We start from the raw sequence: 12,405 nt of genomic DNA, 5'->3' as shown, positions 1-12,405 counted from the left end.
ACGAAAGCCGCGCAGTGCGCGGCTTTCAAGAATGGTGCCCCGAGCCGGGGTCGAACCGGCACGTCCTAGAACGAGGGATTTTAAGTCCCTTGCGTCTACCAATTTCGCCATCGGGGCGGTCTTGCAGAAGAGCAGCGAGGATATACATCCAGCTCCCTTGAAGCAAGCTTGCAGACCCCTTATCTGCAACAGAATCTTGCCAGGTCACCAAAATAAAACGCTTGAGAATCATGGCTCTACGCGGCTTGTCCATGATAGCCAAGCCGAGGCAAACGTGATCTGCGTCTGATAATGAGCATTGACTTCGTCCTCTCGGCACGGACATTGCGCTGTTTTGTTTTGGATCTCGGTGGTGTATAGCTTGGACTCCATTTTGTGTAGCACGGAGGCAACAATGACAGACGCACGCCAGAACCAGCAGTCGGATACGTCAGCCAGCGGTGAAATCGAGGACGCGCTTTCGCATTTGAAGTGGCAGGGCAAACAGATCGATTGGCTGCTGCAGTGGCTGGTCAAATTTGTCGCAAACACCAAGGTCGAGATGGGCATCACGCTAACTGTCGGTGGCAACCTTGTCTCAGGTCAGCTGATTTCCCACGACGCCTATTTTGAGCAATTGGCAGCCGATATTTCTGCGCCCTTTGCCCAGTTCAACAACGGTACCGACGCCTCGATGAAGGAAATGATTCTGTCGTTTCGCCCAGGCGAATCCTCGGACGATACCCCGGAGTTCCACTTCATTCATTTGAAGGACTGCAAGACTTACTCAAACGAGCAGAACCCCATCTGCGCAGAAGGTGTGCTGTGGCGTGGGAAAATTGCCTCGGTGACCGGATTCACGATCGGGCTCATTGCTCGTAAATAAGCGCCAATCTCCCAAGGCCCCGATTCAAGCGGGGCCTGTCATCATCCCTGGACCTTTCAGTGTCCAGCGAGCAGCTTCAATACCGTCAGGTTGCGTGGGGCAGGCCGTGGTTCTACAGGCCGTGTGATTGAGATCACTTTCCCTATTCCCGATCCCTCTGCAACGCACTCGCTCTGGATAGCTTCCAGGAGAGTTTTAGCCAGGATAGTAGCGCCATAAGGCCCCCTATAATCCGCTGGCCGGATACCGGACACGCCATAAACAGCCTGTGTGTAAGCGTGTGTTAACACGAGCGAGATCACGTTGTTATCGGTTCCTTTACACGAAACTTTATAATCCCGAAGTCGGGCTTCAAGAACATTGCTTATCTGATGATTGGACAGCAGCTTCATAACGACTCCTCTTCCTTAGAGTACGAAAGGCATTGCCTGTGCTTAATTGTTATCCATTGAACATTCGTGTTGCATCGATCCCGTCATGGAATGCAACTCTACGCGCTTCAGGGCTATCGTTCACAAAGCCATTCAAGCGGAATAGAAGATGCTCCATGAGTTGTCTGTCAATACCCCCTATATTCCGATAGGCCGCGATGAATACTCGTTCGTGGCCGACGAGTTGCGACAGTCCGACCGAGCGTTTTCCTGTGAGAATGAACAGCAGGTCGATGCCGGTGCTGGCAATTGCAGCCAGATAGTCACCCCGGGGCAGCCGACGCCCGCTCTCGTACTTGACCTGCGCGTTAGGCTTGACGCCGCCTATCGCTGCAAAGGAGTACTGAGGCATACCGACCCGGATCCGCTCGTCGCGCAACCTGACATGCAAAGTGTTCATACGCCGAACAGAGAAAAGCCCGCAGTGGGCACCGGATTTTTTACAGAGCGACGCTCTGTCTTGCGCTGACGGGTTGCAGGCAAAGCGCCAGAATTCAGAAGACTCCACCTTTGACATGTTTCAATTTCGGACAATAAAAAACCGGCCAGCCGGGTCACGGCAAGCGTATTGAAGTAATTCATTTTAGCGATCCCTGAAATAGCGTATGTTTCACGACTGTCAATGTGAGTTAACACTAACTCTAATGTTCCATTCTTGAGAAATTTACACTGAACCCTGTAATGCTGCAGACGAGCGCCGAGTGCTTTTGCCAAATAAGCGGATGCTAATGAAATCATGTCATAAGTCCGAGCCATTTGCTGATAACTTAGCAAGACAGGTTTTACGAGTAAACAGCGCTGATAAACAAATGCAGTTCGAGTTAACCGCTATGGACTGGATAAGGTCTCTAGCGTGGGCATCAAAGTGGGTGGGGCGTTATAAAAATATTACGTCATGCTTGATAAGTCCGGACTATGAACTATCCATTTGAGTGCGAGACTTTCTCTATGTTGCGCGTTTGGATGCAGCAGCAAGCCGGAGCAATCTTTAGTTGAGGACTGCCAGATCCATGTGGCGGGACGTCTGACAGGTCAGGCTCTGTTTCAGTGCCTTACCAGTCCGCTCCGGCAGGCCGGAGCGGACAAGCTAAAGATCAGTTACGACGATGATTACGCTTGTTCTTATGCTTGCGGGAATGGCCTTTGTCGTTGCCACTGCTGCCAATGTTGTTACCCACTGCACCGCCTGCCGCGCCACCCAGGCCAGCGCCGATGGTCGAGCCCGTGCTGCCGCCCAATTGGTTGCCAATCAACGAACCACCCGCAGAACCGATACCGCCACCAATGGCTGCCTCGGTCTTGCTGCCTTTGCGAGCGCCTACCGCACTGCCCGCAGCGCCGCCGACGCCTGCGCCTACCGCCGCGCCGGTGCTGCCGCCCATTTGTTGGCCAATGACATTACCCAGCGCGCCGCCCAGGCCGCCGCCAATTGCTGCGGTACCGTCGCCGGCCGCCATCGCGCCTTGGGTGATCAGAAAACTCAGTGCCAATGTTGGAAAGATAAAACGCATGCCGTGAACCTCAGAAATACACACTGCGTGTAGTGGCGTCCTGATGGCTACCACTGTACAGGCCGCCACTCTATCACCAACTGACCGCAAGGCATCTCCGATCAGATGGAATGCGGGTGTTGACGCACAACGGGACTGCCGACCGCTTTCAATTGCGGCCAGCGAATTCACTCGTTAATGACCCAATAATGGCTTGAGAAACGGTGCGGTCCGACTCTTCCTGACCTTGGCGACGGTTGCCGGAGTGCCGCAGGCAACGATGCGGCCACCTTCGTCTCCCGCGCCTGGGCCGATATCGATGACCCAATCACTCTGCGCAACCACGCGCATCTCGTGTTCGACGACGATGACCGTATTGCCGGCATCCACCAGCGTGTTGAGTTGTATGAGCAGCCGATCGACGTCGGTCGGGTGAAGACCCGTAGTGGGTTCATCCAGAACGTATAACGTCGCACCGCGTTGCGTGCGCTGTAACTCGGTGGCCAGTTTGATGCGCTGCGCTTCGCCGCCAGACAATTCAGTTGCCGGCTGACCTAAACGTAAATACCCCAGACCGATATCGCGCAGCACTTCGAGGGCCCGAAGCACCGCCGGCTCACCGGCGAACTGAATCACAGCTTGATCAACCGTCAGCTGCAGGACCTGCGCAATGTTAAGCCCTTGCCACGTCACTGTCAGGGTCTGCGGGTTGTAGCGCGCGCCGCGACACGTCGGGCAGGGCGCGTAGACGCTGGGCATGAACAGCAATTCAACGCTGACAAAACCTTCCCCTTCACAGATAGGGCAGCGACCCTTGGCGACGTTAAAAGAAAACTGCCCAGCATCGTATCCTTGGCTTTGAGCCTGGGGTGTTGCAGCGAAGATCTTCCGGACCTGATCAAATAACCCGGTATAGGTCGCGAGGTTGGAGCGCGGCGTGCGCCCGATAGGTTTCTGATCGACCTGTACCAGACGACGAATGCCTTCAAGCCCTTCCGTGACTCTGCCGTCGCTGGTCTGCCGTGCGTCGTCTTCGAGGCTGGGCGTTTCCTGGGCTTGCTCCTGAGCGGGACGCCCCAGATGTGCGCCAACAAGCTCCAGAAGTGCATGACTGACCAGACTGGATTTGCCGGAACCTGAAATTCCCGTCACGGCGGTAAAGCAGCCCAGCGGAAATTCAGCGCTAAGGTCGTTCAGGTTATTTCGCGTAACACCTTCCAGACGTAACCAGCCCGAGGGTTCACGTCGGGCATGAGCCTGGGGTTGGTGTTCGGCAAACAGGTGCAGCCGGGTCTGCGAGGCTTCGACCTCGGCCAGTCCTGCAGGAGGGCCGCTGTACAGAATGCGGCCACCTTGCTCACCCGCCGCCGGGCCGACATCAATCAGCCAATCAGCCCGGCGCATGGTCTCCAGATCATGCTCCACGACAAATAACGAGTTGCCTGCGGCTTTCAGACGTTGCAAAGCGCTGAACAACGCTTCGCCGTCAGCCGGATGCAAGCCTGCGGATGGCTCGTCAAGGACGTAGATCACGCCAAACAGTTGTGAACCCAGTTGAGTGGCCAGGCGCAGGCGCTGCAATTCCCCGGATGACAGCGTCGGGGTGCTGCGGTCCAGTGAAAGGTACCCGAGCCCCAACTCGGTGAGGGTGCTGACTCGGGCCAGCAGATCTTCGGCGATACGTTGTGCGGCCAAACGTTTTTCGATGGAAAGGCTGGGGGTCAGCCTGACGTCCGGCGCCGCCGAATGATCAGATTTGCCTTGGGCCGCGCGCTGTTCACGGGTCCGTCTGGACTCCTCGGGAGTCAGGACATCACCCTCGCCAAGGTTCTGGGCGAGGAATTTCTCGTCAGCCACGGGCTTCAACACCTGGGCCAGCTGCAATAACGGCATGCGCGACAGCTCGCCGATGTCCAGGCCGGCAAAGGTTACCGACAGCGCCGCGCGGGTGAGGCGTTTGCCGTCACACAGCGAGCACGGGCTGCCGATCATGAATTGCGCTACACGCTTCTTCATCAGCGCACTTTGCGAATGGCTGAACGTGTGCAGCACATAGCGCCGGGCACCGGTAAACGTCCCTTGATAGCTCGGTTCGAGTTTGCGTTTGAGCGCGACTCGGGTCTCTTCCGGCGTCAGGCCTGCGTAGACCGGAACCGTTGGCTGCTCGTCGGTAAACAGGATCCAGTCGCGCTGCTTTCTCGGCAGATCGCGCCACGGAGTGTCCACGTCGTAACCCATGGTGACGAGAATGTCGCGCAGGTTCTGGCCCTGCCAGGCGGTCGGCCAGGAGGCGATGGCGCGCTGGCGAATGGTCAGCGAATCATCCGGCACCATGGTTTGCTCTGTGACTTCGTAAACCCGGCCCAGCCCATGGCATTGCGGGCATGCGCCCTGCGGGGTGTTGGGTGAAAAATCCTCGGCGTAGAGCATCGGCTGCCCAGGCGGATAACTGCCGGCCCGGGAGTAGAGCATGCGGATCAGGCTGGAAAGCGTGGTCACGCTGCCAACGGAAGACCGGGCGCTGGGCGAACCCCGTTGTTGTTGCAGCGCCACAGCAGGCGGCAACCCTTCGATGGCGTCCACATCCGGCACGCCGACCTGATCAATCAGACGCCTGGCATACGGTGCTACTGATTCGAAGTAACGACGCTGTGCCTCGGCATACAAGGTTGAGAACGCCAACGACGATTTGCCGGACCCCGAGACGCCGGTGAACACCACCAATGCGTCACGGGGTATGTCGACATCGACGTTCTTTAGATTGTGCTCACGTGCACCCCGCACCCGCACGAAACCTGTGTGATTCGTTACCGGCAGAGTAGACAGGGCGTGGTTGTCTGGCATGTTGCGCTGTGAGGTCATCGTCCAGCCTTGTACAAATGCATAAACGGGCAAGACGCCGTAACGTCAGTGTAAGTGCGAGAGGGTCCGGTCAGCGAGGATTGGTCGAGTCCGGCACCTTGGGGGCGTGGCCCTGATCATCGTGATCACCGCCGGTTTGCTCTTGCTCCTGGCGGGTTTCTTCAGTGCGTTGTTGATGGTCAGCGATGTCGGCCGGGCTCGCATCGGGGTCGTTGATGTTGTCGCCGCGAACGGTGCGTTTGTCGTGTGCCATCGCAAATGTCTCCTTGGGTTGATAGGACTACGATCCGGCAACAGGTCGGATCGTTCAGTCCATATCAGCAACCTCAGGGCAACACTACGGCTTGAGCGGCGGGTCCAGTCGGCGAAAGCTCACCACCCAGACCCAGGGATTTTCGTTCCATGAATCACTGCCATGCAGGCGCTGCCAATACAGGGCGAAGGCAATCACCGCCGTGATACTCATGCCGGTGCTGGGATGGGGCAGGTGATTGACGAAATACATGTGGACACCGTCATGCATCGGCGAAAACCCCTCCGCCCGCGCCTGTTCATCGGTGATATCACGCAAGCGCTCGATGCGTATGTCGGTGACTTCCAGGTCAACTCGGGAAGCGCGACGGGGCATGAACAGGCTTGGCCGCAGCCACCATGTCGGGCCTGGATCGTTGCGTGAGGTCTTGACGTAGCGCGCGGGCTCTTCGAAGCAATAATCGTGGCCGGACTGGAGGGTCATATCGATAAAGCGCCAGACATCACGGCCGCGTTTCGTACTTGGATGCTTTTCCCAACGACCAAAGGCATAAAACGCCTCTTTGAGCCACAGCCTGGTGCCCGCATCTCCGTAAGGGCAAAGACCAGCGGCACCTTCCGCGAAATGACTTTGCAGGTCAATTTGTGCCGGGCTATCGTCCGATTCCCGCTGCATGCCGCCTCCGTAGTGCGTCTCAGGGCCGGGCTGATCCTTGGAAACCATCGGACGCAGAGGAAATTTAACGATGCGACGAGTTACGTTTTTCTTGCCGGCCAGAATCGCATTGACCATGGGGGCACTAAAGATGATAGGGCGTTCAGTCACAAGCTTTCCTTGAAGCGATAAACCACGTTTATCAAGTTTTAAGTTTCAATAGCCCTTATTTAATACTGCAGCCAACGGCGCGAGGGCCATCAGAAAAATGAGAAGGGTTGGCACTGGAACAGCTAACACTACTGTTGTAGCGTAGGAAATGGCTTATTGCCAAGTGCGAATTGTCCTACGGTAATGTTTGGTATCTGGAAAGCCCGACAGACCATTTTAATCCGTCGTATTTTTTGAGAAACTTGCGACTCGTGATGGCGGGAGTATCCAGATCCATGAGTGAAATAGGCACAAGACTGAGAGAAGAACGCAAGCGCCTGGGTTTGTCTCAGCGGGAAATGGGCCAGCTGGGCGGGGTGGCTGCGAATGCTCAAGGCAAGTACGAAAGTGGGGAGCGCGTGCCCAAGGCTGACTATCTTGCAGCGTTGGCGAGCATCGGTGTTGACGTCTTGTATGTACTGACCAGTCGCCGCGCTACGGGGCTTGGCGTAGACAATTTGTTCAGCCGGTTTGAAAACCCAGCTGTGCAATCGGATGTCCTACTGACCGAGGTCCAACACGCGGTCAAGCATTTCCTTGCCACGATCGAGGAGCTGTCCAATACCTACGACGTCAACGGCAAACAGAGCAACGTCGGCGCTTGATATGTCGCGAGACCCCGTCAGGAAACGATGAAAAGCTAACTAACTAACTAACTAACTGGCCAGTGAGCGGACGCAAACCACTCACCGGCCCGGACAGGCCCCGCGCTCAATCACCCGGCACAACCAGTGCTGCGGCTTTATCCATAAGGTTCTGCAGGAAACACGCCAGCGCCACCTCTTCGGCGCGCAGTCCCTTGCGCTGTCGGCTGCGCGGCAACTTGGCAAGCTCACCCTGTAGAAACCCTTCCATGACGGCGGGATGGATATAACATTTCCGACAAATGGCAGGTGTGTTGCCCAGCTGTCGGGAGACCGCCTTCACCATGTCGACAATATGCTTCTTCGCATCACCCTCCGGCTCCCAATCAAGCTTGCGCAACGTCGCCAGTGCCAATGCGCTTCCGGCCCAGGTGCGATAGTCCTTCGCGGTGAAATCCGCCCCGGTCAGGCTTTGCAGATACGCATTGATGTCCGATGAACTCACGGTGTGGCGCTCGCCGTTGTCATCCAGGTACTGGAACAGGTTCTGGCCCGGCAGTTCCATGCAGCGCTTTATCACTCTGGCCAGACGCCGGTCGGTCACGCTGATCTTATGCTCGACGCCACTTTTGCCGCGAAACTCGAACAGGATCGAATTGCCACGCACGGCCACGTGCTTGTTGCGCAGGGTCGTCAATCCATACGAACGGTTATCCCGTGCATATTGACTGTTGCCGATGCGGATCAGGGTTGCATCGAGCAGTGAAATCACTGTCGCCATCACCTTGTCCCGACCAATACCCGGCTGCGCGAGTTGCGCTTCGATTTTCTTGCGTACCTTAGGCAGGGCCAGACCGAACTGGACCATGCGTGAATACTTGTTCTGATCCCGAACTTCCCGCCAGCGCGGGTGATAGCGATATTGTTTGCGCCCCCGTGCGTCGCGCCCGGTCGCTTGTAGGTGACCCTGCGGATCGGCGCAGATCCACACGTCGGTGTAGGCGGGCGGTATCACCAGCGCATTGATGCGTTTGATTTCAGCTTGATCTTTGATGCGTTGGCCTTGCGCGTCGAAATAGACAAATTTGCCCCGCAGGATCTTCCGGCTCAGGCCAGCCTGGGTATCTTCAACGTAGTGCAGGTCAGAGGGAAGTTGTGCAATGACGGTGGTGTCGGGCATGGCAATCGGTCCGTAAGGCAGTTAAATCCATTGACCGCAGCCTTGCTCAGTGGTGCCGACTATTTACAACGCCCGAGGCGCCGCTTGATCAGGCAAGCACCGCCACCGATTTGATTTGCGCCCATAACTGCTGGCCCACAGACAGCTGCAACTGGTCGCGAGAATAACGGGTAATTCGCGCCAGTAATGGCGTGCCGGCAGCATCGAGACGTACCAATACATGCGCAGTGTTGTCCGCTGCAACTTCGCTGATCACCGTGACGGGCAAACGATTGAGGATGCTGCTGTGCTCGTCCGGTTGCCGGGTGAGGCTGACGTCACGGGCCTGGACCTTGAAACGCAGCGACGTGCCGGTTGCCAGCGGCGTATGAGCGACGCGCATCAATAGATCACTGCCAGGCAGGCGCAGGCTCAGCAACTGGTAGCCCGCGTCATAGGCGCTGACCAAACCCTGAACGACGACGCCCGCGTCGTCGCCCATGGCCAGCGGCAGGTCGAGTCTGGCCAGGGTTTCGCCAATCGGCCCACTGGCCAACGCTCGACCTTCGCTGAGTAACACCAGATGGTCGGCCAGGCGCGCGACTTCGTCCTGGGAGTGGCTGACATAGAGCATGGGGATGTCCAGCTCGTCATGCAGCCGCTCGAGATACGGCAGGATTTCACTTTTGCGTTTGGCGTCCAATGCGGCCAGCGGCTCGTCGAGCAACAGCAGGCGAGGGCTGGTGAGCAACGCCCGGGCAATGCCGACTCGTTGCCGTTCACCTCCGGAAAGCTTGTCAGGCCGACGTCCCAGCAGATGCTCGATGCCTAATAGCTGTGTGGCTTGAGTCAGATCGATGCGGCGCTCGGCTTTGCGGATCCGCCGCATGCCGAATTCGAGATTGTCCTGCACCGACAGATGCGCAAACAGGCTGGCTTCTTGAAACACATAACCCAGCGCGCGTTTATGCGGTGGCAGAAACACGCCGTTGACGCTGTCCTGCCAGACCTCGCCGTTGATGTTGATGTAACCACCTTGAGCTTTTTCAAGACCGGCAATGCAGCGCAGGCAAGTGGTCTTGCCGGAACCGGAATGACCGAACAGCGCGGTAACGCCTTTGCCCGGCAGGGCCAGATCTACGTCGACGGAAAACTCCGGGTAGGCAACCTGCAAGCGCACCTGTATTTGCGACGTCATCACTCAGCTCCAGCCAGATTGGGTCTTGCCGCTGGAGTAGAGCGCCAGAAGAACCAGGAAAGAAAACACCACCATCGCACCCGCCAGCCAGTGGGCTTGCAGGTACTCCATGGATTCCACGTGATCGAAGATCTGCACGGAGACCACACGGGTTTTCTCGGGAATATTGCCGCCAATCATCAGTACCACGCCAAACTCGCCGACCGTATGGGCAAAGCCGAGAATGGCACCGGTGATAAAGCCTGGTTTGGCCAAGGGCAAAACCACACTGAAAAAGGTGTCCCATGGATTGGCCCGCAAGGTTGCGGCCACTTCCAGCGGCCGTGGGCCAATCGCAGCGAAGGCGTTTTGCAGCGGCTGCACCACGAACGGCATGGAGTACAACACCGAACCAATCACCAGACCCGGAAAGCTGAAGGTCAGCGTGCCGATGCCCAGGTACTGGGTGAATTGACCTACCGCGCCGTTCGGGCCCAGCAGCAGCAACAGATAGAAACCGATGACCGTCGGTGGCAACACCAGCGGCAGCGCGACAATCGCCCCGATCGGGCCTTTGAGCCACGAGCGGGTGTGCGCCAGCCATAACGCAATGGGCGTGCCGATCACCAGCAAGATAGCCGTGGTCAGGGACGCCAGTTGCAGCGTCAGCCAGATGGCAGCAAGGTCAGAGGCGTCCAGTGGCATTTACAACTGGTACCCGAACGATTTGATCACGGCTGCGGCTTTCGGTCCTTTGAGGTATTCGATCAACGCCTTGGCCGCTGGGTTGTCCTTGCCCTTGTTCAGGATGACGGCGTCCTGTTTGATCGGTTCATGCAGGTTGGCCGGTACGATCCAGGCCGATCCGCTGGTGAGTTTGCCATCCTTGAAAACCTGCGAAAGCGCAACGAAACCGAGCTCGGCATTGCCGGTGGAGACGAATTGGTACGCCTGCGTGATGCTTTGGCCTTCAACAATCTTCGGCTTGGTGGCGTCGGTCAGGCCCAGCTTGGCGAGCACCTGAGTCGCTGCCAGCCCATAAGGTGCAGCCTTGGGATTGGCGATGGACAGATGTTCGAACGAGTTGCCCTTGAGCACTTCACCCTTGTCATCGACATAACCTTCCCTGGCCGACCACAACGCCAAAGTGCCGATTGCATAGGTGAAACGCGAGCCCTTGACGCTGTCGCCTTCCTGTTCAAGCCTGGCAGGCGTGGTGTCGTCGGCAGAGAGGAATACTTCGAAAGGCGCGCCGTTCTTGATCTGGGTATAGAACTGCCCGGTTGCTCCGAACGAAGCCACCAACTTGTGGCCGGTGTCCTGTTCGAAATCTTTGGCAATGGCCTGGATCGGCGCGGTGAAGTTGGCGGCGACGGCCACTTGCACCTCATCGGCGAAAGCACTGCCCATTGCCAGTGCGGCAAGCATGCCAGCCAGGGATTTGAACGCAACACTTGTGGAGGGAAAACCCATTGAACAGCTCCGAATGCAGAGACACGCTGAATGACTGGCCGGATGCTACCGGCCATTCGCTATATATCGAAATATATAGCGTCAGGTCGTATCAGGGGAAGCGGAGTTTCAACGGCCTACAAGTTTTTCCAGCGCTTGCTGCGCCATGGTTTCGGTCAGCTGCGCGGCCGAATACTGATGTTTGATGCCCACGGCCTGTCCCGCCCAGAGGCTCATGAAGTCAGGATTGCCCTGCGGTTCGGCAATCGCTCGCAGTGGAATCAACGGACCGCCCGCCAGCGGAAATGCCGAGGCAATCGGGCTGATAGGCCCCAATTCACGCATCACCCGGTTAACGATGCCGCGCGCAGGACGCCCGGTGAAGATATTGGTGAGGGCAGTCTGGCTTTCGTCGGCGGTGCGCAGTGCTTCCCGATGCAGTTTGTTGGTGGTGGATTCCGGGCAGAACAAATATGCCGTACCCACTTGCACCGCCGACGCACCGAGGATGAACGCCGCCGCCATCGTACGACCATCGGCAATCCCGCCGGCAGCGATCACCGGCAGACTCACGGCGTCGACGATTTGCGGCACCAGGGCCAGCGTGCCGACTTGCGAATACAGCTCTTCGCTGAGGAACATGCCACGATGCCCGCCAGCTTCGTAGCCCATGGCGATGATGGCGTCGCAACCGTGCTGTTCCAGCCAGATCGCCTCGGCGACGGTGGTTGCTGATGAAAGCACTTTGGCCCCAGTGGCTTTGACGCGCGCCAGCAGCGCGGCATCCGGCAGCCCAAAATGGAAACTGACCACCTCTGGCTTAAGCTCTTCCACCAGTTCGCAACTGGCCGGATCAAACGGCGCGCGGCTGGACACCGGCGAGGGCGCGGCAAAATCGACGCCCAGTTCCTGGTAGTAAGGCTGCAGCGCGTCTTTCCAGCCAGCCACTCGCTGTGGGTCATCGGCGGGCGGTTGGTGACAGAAGAAATTGAGATTCAGCGGTGCCTGGCTGTGCTGACGAAAAAGCGCGACTTCATCGCGGATCTGTTGATGGCTCAACATCGCGCAGGGCAATGAGGCCAGACCTCCTGCGTTGCCAACTGCGATTGCCAGCGCCGAACCACTGGCACCCGCCATGGGGGCTTCCAGAATCGGAAGCTGGATATCGAACAGTTCAAGAATGCGACGATCAGGCCAGGCAGTCATGTGTGCTCCGTTGCGCGCGAAATGTGAAGTCACTATTGAGCGTGGATTCCGGCCGTTTGGCA

The 12,405-nt window shown here is 57.7% G+C and carries 13 protein-coding genes and 1 tRNA gene; 2 read left to right on the top strand and 12 right to left on the bottom strand.

Going from position 1 to position 12,405, the window contains the following annotated elements:
• Positions 1-32: 32 nt before the first annotated feature.
• Positions 33-117: transfer RNA gene (locus CFII64_RS13630), tRNA-Leu, on the bottom strand.
• 277 nt (positions 118-394) lie between these two features.
• Between CFII64_RS13630 and gvpU the strand changes: the two genes are divergently transcribed.
• Positions 395-865, top strand: coding sequence for a gas vesicle accessory protein GvpU (gvpU, locus tag CFII64_RS13625; RefSeq protein ID WP_020291365.1), 471 nt, complete (start codon positions 395-397; stop codon positions 863-865).
• Between the two features lie 441 nt (positions 866-1,306).
• On the opposite strand, the gene CFII64_RS13615 is transcribed toward gvpU, so the two are convergent.
• From CFII64_RS13615 to CFII64_RS13595, 6 genes are all read right to left on the bottom strand, one after another.
• Positions 1,307-1,696: a helix-turn-helix domain-containing protein gene (locus CFII64_RS13615; RefSeq protein ID WP_020291363.1), complete on the bottom strand. Its 390-nt coding sequence runs from the start codon at positions 1,694-1,696 to the stop codon at positions 1,307-1,309.
• Positions 1,693-2,034 (bottom strand): hypothetical protein, encoded by a 342-nt coding sequence (locus tag CFII64_RS29755; RefSeq protein ID WP_156883176.1) that lies wholly within the window; start codon positions 2,032-2,034, stop codon positions 1,693-1,695. Before CFII64_RS29755 ends, CFII64_RS13615 begins: the two co-directional genes overlap by 4 nt.
• A gap of 356 nt (positions 2,035-2,390) precedes the next feature.
• Entirely contained in the window at positions 2,391-2,807 is a 417-nt protein-coding gene (locus tag CFII64_RS13610) for a glycine zipper domain-containing protein (RefSeq protein WP_020291362.1), read from the bottom strand.
• A gap of 174 nt (positions 2,808-2,981) precedes the next feature.
• Positions 2,982-5,648, bottom strand: a complete 2,667-nt coding sequence (locus tag CFII64_RS13605; RefSeq protein WP_020291361.1) for an excinuclease ABC subunit UvrA — start codon at positions 5,646-5,648, stop codon at positions 2,982-2,984.
• 70 nt (positions 5,649-5,718) lie between these two features.
• On the bottom strand, positions 5,719-5,901 hold the full coding sequence (locus CFII64_RS13600; protein ID WP_020291360.1) for a hypothetical protein: 183 nt from the start codon (positions 5,899-5,901) through the stop codon (positions 5,719-5,721).
• 84 nt (positions 5,902-5,985) lie between these two features.
• On the bottom strand, positions 5,986-6,693 hold the full coding sequence (locus tag CFII64_RS13595) for a hypothetical protein (RefSeq protein WP_052026623.1): 708 nt from the start codon (positions 6,691-6,693) through the stop codon (positions 5,986-5,988).
• Between the two features lie 308 nt (positions 6,694-7,001).
• Here CFII64_RS13595 and CFII64_RS13590 point away from each other — a divergent pair, with 308 nt between their 5' ends.
• Positions 7,002-7,370 (top strand): helix-turn-helix domain-containing protein, encoded by a 369-nt coding sequence (locus tag CFII64_RS13590; protein ID WP_020291358.1) that lies wholly within the window; start codon positions 7,002-7,004, stop codon positions 7,368-7,370.
• 106 nt (positions 7,371-7,476) lie between these two features.
• On the opposite strand, the gene CFII64_RS13585 is transcribed toward CFII64_RS13590, so the two are convergent.
• The 5 genes from CFII64_RS13585 to CFII64_RS13565 all read right to left on the bottom strand — a co-directional run bounded on the left by CFII64_RS13585 (position 7,477) and on the right by CFII64_RS13565 (position 12,343).
• Positions 7,477-8,529, bottom strand: coding sequence for a DNA topoisomerase IB (locus tag CFII64_RS13585; RefSeq protein WP_020291357.1), 1,053 nt, complete (start codon positions 8,527-8,529; stop codon positions 7,477-7,479).
• Positions 8,530-8,617: 88 nt separating this feature from the next.
• Positions 8,618-9,706, bottom strand: a complete 1,089-nt coding sequence (gene modC / locus CFII64_RS13580; RefSeq protein WP_020291356.1) for a molybdenum ABC transporter ATP-binding protein — start codon at positions 9,704-9,706, stop codon at positions 8,618-8,620.
• Positions 9,707-9,709: 3 nt separating this feature from the next.
• Positions 9,710-10,390 carry a molybdate ABC transporter permease subunit gene (gene modB, locus CFII64_RS13575; RefSeq protein ID WP_020291355.1) on the bottom strand — a complete coding sequence of 227 codons (681 nt, stop codon included), beginning with the start codon at positions 10,388-10,390 and terminating at the stop codon, positions 9,710-9,712.
• Complete coding sequence (modA, locus tag CFII64_RS13570) at positions 10,391-11,113, bottom strand: molybdate ABC transporter substrate-binding protein (RefSeq protein WP_177325419.1); 723 nt, start codon at positions 11,111-11,113, stop codon at positions 10,391-10,393.
• A 153-nt stretch (positions 11,114-11,266) separates the two neighbouring features.
• On the bottom strand, positions 11,267-12,343 hold the full coding sequence (locus CFII64_RS13565; protein WP_020291353.1) for a nitronate monooxygenase family protein: 1,077 nt from the start codon (positions 12,341-12,343) through the stop codon (positions 11,267-11,269).
• Positions 12,344-12,405: the final 62 nt, after the last annotated feature.

The organism is Pseudomonas sp. CFII64, from assembly GCF_000416235.1.
Taxonomy (GTDB): Bacteria; Pseudomonadota; Gammaproteobacteria; order Pseudomonadales; family Pseudomonadaceae; genus Aquipseudomonas.
This window is presented reverse-complemented; position numbering and strand designations above follow the sequence as displayed.

Excerpts from the sequence above, each read along its gene's own strand:
- CFII64_RS13615 (WP_020291363.1), bottom strand. The coding sequence starts at position 1,696 with ATGAACACTTTGCATGTCAGGTTGCGCGACGAGCGGATCCGGGTCGGT.
- modB (WP_020291355.1), bottom strand. The coding sequence starts at position 10,390 with ATGCCACTGGACGCCTCTGACCTTGCTGCCATCTGGCTGACGCTGCAA.
- CFII64_RS13610 (WP_020291362.1), bottom strand. The coding sequence starts at position 2,807 with ATGCGTTTTATCTTTCCAACATTGGCACTGAGTTTTCTGATCACCCAA.
- CFII64_RS29755 (WP_156883176.1), bottom strand. The coding sequence starts at position 2,034 with ATGATTTCATTAGCATCCGCTTATTTGGCAAAAGCACTCGGCGCTCGT.
- gvpU (WP_020291365.1), top strand. The coding sequence starts at position 395 with ATGACAGACGCACGCCAGAACCAGCAGTCGGATACGTCAGCCAGCGGT.
- modC (WP_020291356.1), bottom strand. The coding sequence starts at position 9,706 with ATGACGTCGCAAATACAGGTGCGCTTGCAGGTTGCCTACCCGGAGTTT.
- CFII64_RS13605 (WP_020291361.1), bottom strand. The coding sequence starts at position 5,648 with ATGACCTCACAGCGCAACATGCCAGACAACCACGCCCTGTCTACTCTG.
- modA (WP_177325419.1), bottom strand. The coding sequence starts at position 11,113 with ATGCTTGCCGCACTGGCAATGGGCAGTGCTTTCGCCGATGAGGTGCAA.
- CFII64_RS13565 (WP_020291353.1), bottom strand. The coding sequence starts at position 12,343 with ATGACTGCCTGGCCTGATCGTCGCATTCTTGAACTGTTCGATATCCAG.
- CFII64_RS13590 (WP_020291358.1), top strand. The coding sequence starts at position 7,002 with ATGAGTGAAATAGGCACAAGACTGAGAGAAGAACGCAAGCGCCTGGGT.
- CFII64_RS13585 (WP_020291357.1), bottom strand. The coding sequence starts at position 8,529 with ATGCCCGACACCACCGTCATTGCACAACTTCCCTCTGACCTGCACTAC.
- CFII64_RS13600 (WP_020291360.1), bottom strand. The coding sequence starts at position 5,901 with ATGGCACACGACAAACGCACCGTTCGCGGCGACAACATCAACGACCCC.
- CFII64_RS13595 (WP_052026623.1), bottom strand. The coding sequence starts at position 6,693 with ATGGTCAATGCGATTCTGGCCGGCAAGAAAAACGTAACTCGTCGCATC.